Source organism: Arthrobacter sp. NPDC058192 (assembly GCF_042883665.1).
Taxonomy (GTDB): domain Bacteria; phylum Actinomycetota; class Actinomycetes; order Actinomycetales; family Micrococcaceae; genus Arthrobacter.
Genome location: NZ_JBHVVJ010000025.1, coordinates 19,712 through 30,013, shown reverse-complemented (window position 1 = coordinate 30,013; position 10,302 = coordinate 19,712). Strand labels below are relative to the sequence as shown.

The 10,302-nt window shown below is 65.8% G+C and carries 11 protein-coding genes and 2 tRNA genes; 7 read left to right on the top strand and 6 right to left on the bottom strand.

The genetic code is table 11. The features are described 5' to 3' along the window. Positions 1–156: 156 nt before the first annotated feature. Together ilvD and ACFVVK_RS19680 are read right to left on the bottom strand one after the other, a co-directional pair. Positions 157–1,878, bottom strand: coding sequence for a dihydroxy-acid dehydratase (gene ilvD, locus ACFVVK_RS19685; protein ID WP_390270927.1), 1,722 nt, complete (start codon positions 1,876–1,878; stop codon positions 157–159). Between the two features lie 99 nt (positions 1,879–1,977). Further along, entirely contained in the window at positions 1,978–2,946 is a 969-nt protein-coding gene (locus ACFVVK_RS19680; protein ID WP_390270924.1) for a LysR family transcriptional regulator, read from the bottom strand. Between the two features lie 129 nt (positions 2,947–3,075). Between ACFVVK_RS19680 and ACFVVK_RS19675 the strand changes: the two genes are divergently transcribed. From ACFVVK_RS19675 to ACFVVK_RS19665, 3 genes are all read left to right on the top strand, one after another. Next, positions 3,076–3,945, top strand: a complete 870-nt coding sequence (locus tag ACFVVK_RS19675; protein ID WP_390270921.1) for a hypothetical protein — start codon at positions 3,076–3,078, stop codon at positions 3,943–3,945. Between the two features lie 57 nt (positions 3,946–4,002). After that, complete coding sequence (locus ACFVVK_RS19670) at positions 4,003–5,142, top strand: PQQ-dependent sugar dehydrogenase (protein ID WP_390270918.1); 1,140 nt, start codon at positions 4,003–4,005, stop codon at positions 5,140–5,142. Between the two features lie 117 nt (positions 5,143–5,259). After that, a tRNA-Lys gene (locus ACFVVK_RS19665) sits at positions 5,260–5,335 on the top strand. A gap of 225 nt (positions 5,336–5,560) precedes the next feature. On the opposite strand, the gene ACFVVK_RS19660 is transcribed toward ACFVVK_RS19665, so the two are convergent. Continuing rightward, positions 5,561–6,136, bottom strand: a complete 576-nt coding sequence (locus ACFVVK_RS19660) for a hypothetical protein (RefSeq protein WP_390270916.1) — start codon at positions 6,134–6,136, stop codon at positions 5,561–5,563. Between the two features lie 404 nt (positions 6,137–6,540). Between ACFVVK_RS19660 and ACFVVK_RS19655 the strand changes: the two genes are divergently transcribed. Next, positions 6,541–6,972: a YybH family protein gene (locus ACFVVK_RS19655; protein WP_390270913.1), complete on the top strand. Its 432-nt coding sequence runs from the start codon at positions 6,541–6,543 to the stop codon at positions 6,970–6,972. 41 nt (positions 6,973–7,013) lie between these two features. Here ACFVVK_RS19655 and ACFVVK_RS19650 read toward each other — a convergent pair whose 3' ends face one another. Together ACFVVK_RS19650 and ACFVVK_RS19645 are read right to left on the bottom strand one after the other, a co-directional pair. Then, positions 7,014–7,577 carry a hypothetical protein gene (locus ACFVVK_RS19650; RefSeq protein ID WP_390270911.1) on the bottom strand — a complete coding sequence of 188 codons (564 nt, stop codon included), beginning with the start codon at positions 7,575–7,577 and terminating at the stop codon, positions 7,014–7,016. Between the two features lie 217 nt (positions 7,578–7,794). Then, positions 7,795–7,986: a hypothetical protein gene (locus ACFVVK_RS19645; RefSeq protein WP_390270908.1), complete on the bottom strand. Its 192-nt coding sequence runs from the start codon at positions 7,984–7,986 to the stop codon at positions 7,795–7,797. Between the two features lie 194 nt (positions 7,987–8,180). On the opposite strand from ACFVVK_RS19645, the gene ACFVVK_RS19640 reads away from it, so the two are divergent. Next, on the top strand, positions 8,181–8,819 hold the full coding sequence (locus tag ACFVVK_RS19640) for a DUF2510 domain-containing protein (protein WP_390270905.1): 639 nt from the start codon (positions 8,181–8,183) through the stop codon (positions 8,817–8,819). A 7-nt stretch (positions 8,820–8,826) separates the two neighbouring features. On the opposite strand, the gene ACFVVK_RS19635 is transcribed toward ACFVVK_RS19640, so the two are convergent. Next, positions 8,827–9,363 (bottom strand): MarR family winged helix-turn-helix transcriptional regulator, encoded by a 537-nt coding sequence (locus ACFVVK_RS19635; protein ID WP_390270933.1) that lies wholly within the window; start codon positions 9,361–9,363, stop codon positions 8,827–8,829. 109 nt (positions 9,364–9,472) lie between these two features. Here ACFVVK_RS19635 and bcp point away from each other — a divergent pair, with 109 nt between their 5' ends. Further along, complete coding sequence (gene bcp, locus ACFVVK_RS19630; RefSeq protein ID WP_390270902.1) at positions 9,473–9,946, top strand: thioredoxin-dependent thiol peroxidase; 474 nt, start codon at positions 9,473–9,475, stop codon at positions 9,944–9,946. A gap of 83 nt (positions 9,947–10,029) precedes the next feature. Continuing rightward, positions 10,030–10,111 (top strand) — tRNA-Leu (locus ACFVVK_RS19625). Positions 10,112–10,302: the final 191 nt, after the last annotated feature.

Below are 10,302 nucleotides of genomic sequence, written 5' to 3'. Positions count from 1 at the left end.
TGTTTAAATTTCTCTTTCCCTCCCGTGGGTGCCCGGCCCGCGGGGGGGGCCGCCACACCATGGGAGTCTCCTACCCCATGGGGACGGCGCGGACGCCGTCCACTTGGGGCCCCTCGGAGCCTCCCTTGTTATGCGTGGTCACCCAGGCTTAAAGGATCAGCCGCAGTACGCGCCGGTGGAGGCGCTGTGCACGAGCTTGGCGTACTTCGCCAGGACGCCCTTGGTGAACTTGGCCGGGAGCGGTTCCCAGCCGACCTTGCGGGCCTCGAGCTCGGACTCGTCGACCAGCAGGTCGAAGGTGCGGGCTGCGATGTCCACGCGGATCCGGTCCCCGTCCTGAACGAACGCGATGGGGCCGCCGTCCACGGCCTCCGGGGCGACGTGCCCGATGCACAGGCCCGTGGTGCCGCCCGAGAACCGTCCGTCGGTCAGCAGCAGGACGTCCTTGCCCAGTCCCGCGCCCTTGATGGCGCCGGTGATGGCGAGCATCTCCCGCATGCCGGGACCGCCCTTCGGGCCTTCGTAGCGGATCACCACGACGTCACCCTTGTGGATCTGCCCGTTGTCCAGGGCGTCAAGTGCACCCTGTTCGCGTTCAAAGACTCGCGCGGTGCCTTCAAAAACGTCGGCGTCGAAGCCGGCGCTCTTCACGACGGCGCCCTCGGGGGCCAGCGAACCGTGCAGGATGGTGATGCCGCCGGTCTTGTGGATGGGGTTGTCCAGCGCGCGCAGGATCTTGCCGTCCACGTCCGGCGGGTTGATTGCCTCGAGGTTTTCGGCGACGGTCTTGCCGGTGACGGTGAGGCAGTCGCCGTGCAGCAGGCCGGCGTCGAGCAGTGCCTTCATGATGACCGGCACGCCGCCGATCTTATCGACGTCGGTCATGACGTAGCGGCCGAACGGCTTGAGGTCGCCAAGGTGCGGGATCTTGTCGCCGATCCTGTTGAAGTCCTCAAGGGTCAGTTCCACCTCGGCTTCGCGGGCGATAGCCAGAAGATGCAGCACGGCGTTCGTGGAACCACCGAAGGCCATGGTGACGGCGATTGCGTTCTCGAAGGCCTTCTTGGTCATGATGTCGCGGGCCGTGATGCCCAGGCGGAGCAGATTGACAACCGCCTCGCCGGACTTGCGGGCAAATTCGTCACGACGGCGGTCGGCAGAGGGCGGCGCGGCGGAGCCGGGCAGGGACATGCCCAGCGCCTCGCCGATGCAGGCCATGGTGTTGGCCGTGTACATGCCGCCGCAGGCGCCCTCGCCGGGGCAGATCGCCTTTTCGATGCGGGTGAGATCTTCCATGCTCATCTTGCCGGCAGCACACGCACCGACGGCTTCGAACGCGTCGATGAGGGTGACTTCCTTTTCGGAGCCGTCCTCAAGCTTGACCCAGCCGGGCATGATGGAGCCGGCGTATAGGAACACGCTGGCCAGGTCTAGGCGGGCCGCGGCCATCAGCATGCCGGGCAGGGACTTGTCGCAGCCGGCCAGGAGCACGGAGCCGTCGATCCGCTCGGCCTGCATGACCGTCTCGACCGAGTCGGCAATGACTTCGCGGGAGACCAGGGAGAAGTGCATGCCCTCGTGGCCCATGGAAATGCCGTCGGAGACGGAAATGGTGCCGAACTGCATGGGGAACCCACCGCCGGCGTGGACGCCTTCCTTGGCTCCCTGGGCCAGCCGGTTGAGCGAAAGGTTGCAGGGGGTGATCTCGTTCCACGAGCTCGCCACGCCGATCTGCGGTTTGGCGAAGTCGTCATCGCCCATGCCGACCGCACGGAACATGCCGCGCGCGGGGGCGGCGTGGATTCCATCGGTTACGACTCGGCTGCGGGGCTTGATGTCCGGCTTGGTGCCTGTTTCTGTTTGGGTGTCCTGACTCATGGCTCAAAGTCTATGACTCCGCCGCAGACGCCAACGACACCGCAGAGGACCGTTAAGCGGAAACCCGGGAATATTTCGATCAAATAGTGGACTCTCGTCTCACATGATGAAATCAGTGGCTGCCTTGCTGTCCATCCGGTGCGCCGCCCCGCTTAGTTCCGGGGCCTCGGCGACGGCTTGGGCCTCGGCCTTGAGCATCGCCAGGACCTGTTGGATGGTGGTCCGGGCGGCGACGTCGGGGCGGGCCAGCGCCACAATGCTGCGGCTCGCTTTCACCCCTTCGAGCGGACGAAGGACGAAACCCCGGCCCTGGTTGCTGACCGCCGTATACCGCGGCAGCAGGCTCACCCCGTGGCCGGCGCTCACGAGGGCCTCCAGCACCCGCAGATCGGGGAACTGCTGGGCGCGGACGGCTGGCGCGTCGGCCCGCACCTCGATCTGGCGCAGCACGGTGTCGAACGGAAAGCCCTCCGGAACGCCCATCCAGGGGAACCCGACGACGTCCTCGGCGCACACGGTGGCCTTACCGGCCAAGGCGTGCCCGGCAGGCAAGGCCACGTCCAGCGGCTCGTCCAGTAGCGGCACCACCGCCAAGCCCCGGCCGCCGAAGACTTCCGGACCGTCGACGCTGTGTGCCAGAACGATGTCATAGTCCGCGGTCAGCCCCGCAAAGCCGGCAGCCCCGGGATCCTCGAAATGCGCCTCGAAGCGGAGCCCCTCAATGGCCTTGACCCGATGAAGCAGGCCGGGAAGGAACATCTCCGCAGCGCTGGGAAAGAAGGCCGCCACCACCCGCGTCTGCCAGCCGCGCCGGTACGTGTCGATGGTTGCCTCAGCCCGCGCCATGGCCGTGGCTACCTCGGCCGCCGCGCCCGCCATGGCCAGCCCCGCCTCGGTGAGCCGCACTCCCCTTCCGGACTTCTCCACCAGGACTACCCCCAGTTCGTCCTGCAGCGTTTTCAGCTGCTGGGAGACCGCCGAGGGCGTGACGTTCAGGGCCTCCGCGGTGGCGCCCACCGTGCCGCGGTCGGCGAGTTCGCGCAGAAGCCGCAGTCGCTTGAAATCCATGAGCCGAGGCTACACGGCGGCCCTGCTCGCGGGCCTGCGGGAGGCTGGACAGCCGACTCGGCCCGGACGTAACGTCAAGCATCGGCAACCGTGCCTCATGGACGCAATACGGGACTGAAAGGCTCTGCTATGGACTGGATTGTCTGGCTCGTCGTGATCATCGTGGTCGTGGCTGTGGTGTGGTGGCTGCTCAACCGCAACAAGAACCGCCCAGGCACAGGTTCCACATCCGCCGGGGCGGCCGGCTCCGGCGACGCCTCGGGTGCTCCCGGTAGTTCGACGACGGCGCCGACGGCAAGCCAAGAGGCGGCCGGTTCGCCGGCTGTTGGCGGGGCGGCGGCTGGCGGGGCGGCCATGACGGCACCAGAGGCGGCCCCAACACCTGAGGCGGCAGGGGCCCCGGCCTCCACGGCTGCCGCAGGCGTGCCGGCGGCCGAGCCGGCCGCAGCGACGCCCCCGAACGCGGCGCCAGAGTCATCTCTGGCAGCGGACAAGTCCGAGTGGGAAACGCAGTGGTCCGAGACGGCCGCGCCCACCGATACCCACCCCACCACGGCCCACCACGAACCCGCTCACGGGGCACACGTTGCCGGGGCGGGAGCCGAAGCGCCGGCAGCCACAGCTCCTGCGGCCGCAGAGCCGGCCGGGGTTCCGGTCCACCACCCCGAATACACCGAACCGCACGCGCCGACCCTTCCCGGGGCGGAGTCGGCAGCCGCGGAACGCACCGACGACGACGTCGCGGCCGGCGATTTCATCGGAGCCGGCGAACCAACCGGACACCTGGCCACGGAACAGCCCTACGGCGAGGGCTCGGCTGCTCCGGCGGCCGATGGCAGCGGGCCGGAGGGATTCACGGTCAAGGGTGATGCCTCGTCCATGATTTACCACGACGAGACCAGCCCGGCTTACGAGGAGACCCGCGCGGAGGTGTGGTTCATCTCCGCCGCGCATGCCGAAGCCGCCGGCTTCCGGCCGCCGCGCCGGGCGCGCTTGTAGCAAGCCGCCGGGCCGGTGCATCTCCCCGGGGCGCTCCCCCACTTCCGTGCCAGGGCTATGGCCGGGGCCGCCGCCCTGGCCATAGCCCTGGTTGCCTTAAACGCCTGCACCGGAGGCGGCACGCCGCCGGTCACCGGGCAGGCCGGGAACAGCCCGGCGACAGCGGCACCGGCAACAGGAACAGCGGGGACCAGCACTCCGGGGGCAGGCACCCCGGGGACACTGACGCCGGGGACCTCCGGCGAGCCCAAAGTTGTGGGCCGGGTTGACGGGCTGCAGTTGCCTTGGTCCGCGGTTTACCTGCCCGACGGCACCGCGGTCATCTCCGAACGCGACTCGGCGCTGCTAAGGACAATCAAAGCCGGGCAGCTGGGGACCATCGGCAAGGTGCCCCGCGTCGTTCCCGGCGGTGAGGGCGGCCTCCTGGGCCTTGCGCTATCGCCGAACTTTGCGACCGACCGCTACCTCTACGCCTACTTCACGGCGGAGTCGGATAACAGGATCGCCCGCATGCGGCTTGACGAGCGCGGCGGGCGGTTGGAGCTCGGTGTTCCGGAGGCGGTCTTCACGGGCATTCCGAAGGCAGGCACGCATAACGGCGGAAGGATCCGCTTTGGCCCCGACGGCTTCCTTTACGTGGGAACGGGTGATTCCCAGCGCCGCGAGCAGCCACAGGACCCGAAGGCCCTCGGCGGGAAGATCCTCCGGATCACGGCCGATGGGCGGCCGGCGCCGGGGAACCCCTACGGTGAGAACCCGGTCTACAGCCTGGGCCACAGAAACGTTCAGGGCCTTGCCTGGGACAGCGCAGGCAGGCTGTGGGCCAGCGAGTTCGGCCCCGACGTCAACGACGAGCTCAACCTGATCGTGCCCGGCGGCAACTACGGCTGGCCCGACGTGACCGGCGCCCCGCACCGCTCCGGGTTCCTGGACGCCAAAGTGGTGTGGCCGTCGACGGCGACGTCCTCGCCCAGCGGACTCGAAATTGTCAACAACACCGCTTATCTGGGCGCGTTACGAGGACAAAGGCTTTGGGTGGTCCCCCTTAACGGCGAATTCGCCTCGGCCCCAGTGAGCTATTTCACAGGGAAGTACGGGCGGATCAGGAACGTGTCGCTCGCTCCCGACGGCCGCCTGTGGCTCCTCAGCAATGCCCAGAACCCTGATTTTGCGCTGATTTTGGACGTTCCGGGCTAGTCACCAAGGCCGTGTGAGGCCCGATTTCACAGTCCGGCCAATCTCGTGTAGAGTTTCATGTCGTTGCGGAGAACAACGAGGGAAACAAAAAGCCCCCGGCGAACGAAAACAACAGATGCACCTCTAGCTCAACTGGCAGAGCAATTGACTCTTAATCAATGGGTTCCGGGTTCGAGTCCCGGGGGGTGCACCACTGAGAAACCCCGTCTTTACCGGCCAAAAGCCACGTAAGGCGGGGTTTCTTTTTGCCATGATCCCTCTAAGTGATCAGGGCCCGGCGCAGCGTTTGGAGTCGCCGGTGACCGCCCCGGTGCCGTCTTCGGATTCATAGGAGATCGTCTTGTGGCAGTGGAAGGGGGCGATGTCTTGGGCCCGCTCCCGGTCCAGGAACGGGGTCCGGTCAGGGCGGCACGTCCGGTCAGCCCTGGATATGCCCGGTGAACTGCTGCACCGTCGATTTGATGGTCTCCAGCGCCGCCAAGTCAGACTCGGTCGGCTCGGTCCGGTCGATCTCCAGCATCTGCACCATGTGGCCCAGGTCGGTCCGGGTGATGGCGTAGGTTTCGGCGTCGACTGTGAGGGTCCCGGTGAATTCCGGCTTCACCATGTTTGTCAGCGATGCCCGCCAGGAGCCGCCGTCCTCCACCACTGGGACGGCGGCGTTCAGCTGCCAGTCATCATCGGATCTCCCCAGAAAGGCGGAACAGCGGGGCAGGACGAGCGACCACGGCGGCCGCATGGGAAGGTCATCCATCGCCGGGCCATTCTCCGGAGGGCGGCCCTCATGTGTCACTCGGGAGCCGCCCGGTGCCAGCTGGAACCGGGCCGCGCCGTCGATCGAAATGTCCCAGTAGCCACCCTCGAAGTAGAGGAAGGTCCCACGCTCCCCGTCCGCGTCAGGGCCGGTCGCGAAATCCGTAGCGAATTTCCCCGCGAGAAAAGCGGGCTCCATGTGCAGCAGGAGGCTGATGAGCTGCTGGTGGTTCGGGATCATGATCGCTCCGGTTATTTGAACTTGCACGAGACGGTCTTGTAGCAGGTGGCGCGGTCGGACTGGACGCTTCCCAGTATGCCAATCTGCCCGGTCGGCGTCTTCAAGGCGATGTTATAGAGGTCGAAGAAATAGCGCTTACCGTCGTAAGGGAGCTTGTTGTAGCCCGACCCGTAATACTGCCCGGGTCTTGGCAGAAGGGTGAGCTGCTTCGTCGACTTCGGCTTCCCGCTGGCAGCGGTGCCGTAGTTGCTGAGGGCACTCCGCTAGGGCCGTCACCAAAGGATTCAGACCGGCGGTATAGCCATCCGTGACTATGGACAGCCCTGGCAACCGGTGCCACCATGGCCGCATACCGGCACGTTATGACTGCGGGCCGTCACGGCAAGAAGACGAAGGCTGCAGCAATGTCAGGGTCAGATTTCGATCGGTTTGTGGAGCAGTACCATGCGGCACTCAATGAGTTCGTCCGCGGGAATCCAGCTGCGATAGAAGAATTGTGGTCGAGACGGGATGACGTCACGCTCGCCAACCCGCTTGGGCCGCCTGCCCGGGGCTGGACAGGGGCCGAGCAGATCATGGAGTTTGCCGCTTCCCAGCTCAGCGACGGCGAGCCCAACCGATTCGAGCGACTTTCTGGGGACGTCGATACTGAACTTGCGTACATCGTGGAAATTGAACGAACCCGGATGAAGGTCGGCGGATCCGACAAGCTGTCAGCCGTGTCACTTCGGGCGACGACAATATTCCGCCGGGAAGACGGGCTGTGGAAAGTTCTCCACCGCCACGCCGACCCGATAACCACGCCGCGGCCAATCGAATCCATCATCCAGGCGTAGTCATGCAGCTGGGAGGCCGACGCCAAGCCCGTCATGGGAAGTCAGACAGGGCTGTGCTTGACGGTGGACTTCAGGGATTCCAGTACCGCCAGGTCCACTTGGGCGGGTGCGGTCCGGTCGATTCTGAGTGTCTGCACTGCCGGGCCGAGCTGGGCCCTGGTGATGACGTATATAGAGGCGTCCACCGTCAGGGTACCTTTGAAACCTGGTGCTTCCAGGCCCCTCAACGGCACGATCCAGGAGCCGGCGTCGACCGTGGCAGGCCACCCGGCGTCCAGCTGCCAGTCATCCTCGGGCCGGCCGAGGAACGTTGAATGTCGGGGCAGCACCAGGGACCAGGGCGGCCGGCGCGGCGGACTGGTCATGGCGGGCCCGTCTTCGGCCGATCCGTTGGCCTGGATGATTCTCGACCCGTAGGGGGTCAGCTGGAACGTCGGGCCGCCGTCGATGCTGATGTCCCAGTAGCCGCCCTCGAAATACGTGAACGCGCCGCGCTCCCCCTGCTGCCTTGAGGAGTCCGGGTAATCAGTGGCAAAGCTGCCGGCGAGGAACGCCGGGTCGGCGCCGGCCATGGAGCTGATGAGCCGTCGGTGGTTTCGGTTCATCGTCGCTCTCCCCCAAGAGTACGGAGACCGCCGGACACAGCCCGCGGCTTTGCCGCAAACCTAGCACGCGAAGCGCCGGCTGGACACACCTTCCTGAAGAAAATCTCGGGAACTAATAGACCCATGGCAGGGGCTCGAGTCCCCGGGGGGTTCATCACGGCGAAACCCCGTCCTGCAGCCTGGCGGCCGCTGGACGGGGTTCCCTTTTTCACTGGCGCTAGACCTTCTCGCGAGGCCGGTCAACTACAGTCTCCGGCTCTTCGACCGTGAATTCCTTGCTGCGGCGGGGGAAGTCCCAGAACCTGGATCCCTTGGCCTCCACGCGGGGCTCCGGGCGTTCCTCAGATTCCCGCTCGGCATCCTTGCGGGTATCCCGCCAGTAATCCCTGTTGTACGGGTAGCACATCACTGACCTCCTTCATGGTGATTGCCCTTTAATCGTCCCCCCGATTCGTTGGCGCGTCGATACTCCGGTTCTGCGGTTTTCCTGGTCCAGCCGCCGCCAGATCTCTCGCTACCGCGGCCACCGACCTGTACGCTCTGTCTCAGAAACACAGCGTGCCTTGAAGAGAACGTCCCGCGCCCGGCAAAGGATGAACACCCATGACTGTCCCGCCAAATTCTTCAACCCCCGGCCCCGGCTGGTACCCGGACCCCGCTGGTTCGGGCCGGCTTCAGTGGTGGAACGGCGGTGCGTGGACAGGACAATTCAGCGGACCGGAGTCGCAGACGATGGCCCCGGCCCATGGCCCCCGACCGGTGGAGGCAAGGAAGCCGCTCAGTGACGGGGCACCGCTATACAACGCGTACATCTGGACAATCGTGGTCCTGCCGCTGGTGCCGGTGATTTTTCTGATGTTCTGGAACCCGGTGCTCCGGCTGCGGACCGTGGGGACGCGGCAGGTCCAGACAGTGGATCCGGCGTCGATCTTCACGGCACCGTATTTCCTCATGCTCGCCAGCAGCTTCCTGGTCTACGGCATCTGCGCTTTCCTTGCCTACCTGGACTGGGACAGGTTGCGCCAGGACGGCGTTATCCGGCCGTTTCACTGGGCGTGGGTGTTCCTCAGCCAGGCCGTCTACGTGGTGGGCCGCTCTGTCGTAGTCCACGAGGTGGCACCGCGGCGCGGGCTTGCCCCCGTGTGGGCCACGATCGGCGTCACGGTCATCGCGGTGGTGCTCGTCGGGCTCAAGATGTCCGAGCTGGTAGCTACCGTGGCGAACCAGGCGGCGAACATCTAGTGACGGCCTAGTTCAGCGGTGTGACTTTGGCCGCAAGGCCGGAATCCGGTGCGAGGCCGGTCTCCGCGGCCAGGCCGCCCTCCACCGGCAGGCCATTCTCCGCGGCAGCGACAATGTCTTTAGCCACCGGGGAGCTTGACTTCGTGGCCAGCACACGAACCACTGTCTTGAGCTCTTGGCGCAGTACATCCGGGTCAATAGGCGTCGCGGCAAGGACGGAGCGTTCCATGTCCGCAGCCGCGGCGACAGCCTCACGGCCCCGATCGGTCAGCGATACCACCTGGCTGCGGCGGTCAGAGGCGCTGCGCTGCCGGGAGATGTGACCGTGGGCTTCCAGACGGCTCAGCGTCTTACCCATCGTTTGGGCTTGGACGCGCACAAGCTGCGCCAACTGGGCTTGCGTCATTGGCCCATTCGCCGAGAGCACTTCCATGGCGATTACCCCGGCATGGGTCAGCCCAATGGCCCCCAATTTTTCGTTCCAGGAGTGTTCTACAAGACGTGCTGCCGTCGACAATAGGCGGCCGGTGGGCCAGCGTTCCATATCAGGCATACCCAAGAGTATAACGGGCGGCGGATTGTCCGGGCGCGCCCCGCTCACTACGCTGGATGGTCACCCCATTTTCGCGACTCAGTTCACCAAGGAGACACCCGTGCCTGAACGACTCATCGCCGGTGCCGCAGCACCGGACTTCACCCTCCAAAATGCCGCAGGACAGGACGTAAGCCTGCGCTACTTCCGGGGCCGGAACACTGTGGTCTATTTCTACCCCGCGGCAGCCACCCCCGGCTGCACCAAGCAGGCCTGCGACTTCCGGGACTCGCTGGCGGCGCTCCAGCAGGCAGGTTACGAAGTGGTGGGCATCTCGCCCGACCCGGTCGCGAAACTTGCCCGTTTCGCGGACGCCGAAGGCCTGACCTTCGAGCTGCTCTCGGACGAGGACCACGCCGTCGCCGAGGCATACGCGGCCTGGGGCGAGAAGAAGAACTACGGCAAGACGTATCAGGGCCTGATCCGCTCCACGATCGTTGTCGATTCGGAGGGCAAGGTGGTCCTCGCGCAATACAACGTCCGCGCCACCGGGCATGTCGCCAAACTACGGCGGGACCTGAAACTCGACGCCTGACATCTCGGTGCCTCGCGCAGGGCAGGTACAATGGAGCCTGGCGTCCGCCGCCGGGTACTTGTCCCGGGCTGCGACGGCGCCGCGCGCGAGTGGTGAAATTGGCAGACACGCAGGATTTAGGTTCCTGTGCCTTCGGGCGTGGGGGTTCAAGTCCCCCCTTGCGCACAGAAACCCCGGTCTTCGGACCGGGGTTTTCTTGGTTTTCGTCCGGTTCCCCGCAGATTTACAGGGTTGAAAAAGAATTCAAACCCCCACCCATCCGTTTCTTCCGAGCAGCCGAATACCCAATGAGACACCAACCAAGGGTCGGTGCCCCAACAGTCGGAAAAGGGCCATAGCGGCAAAGCTCGCCGCAG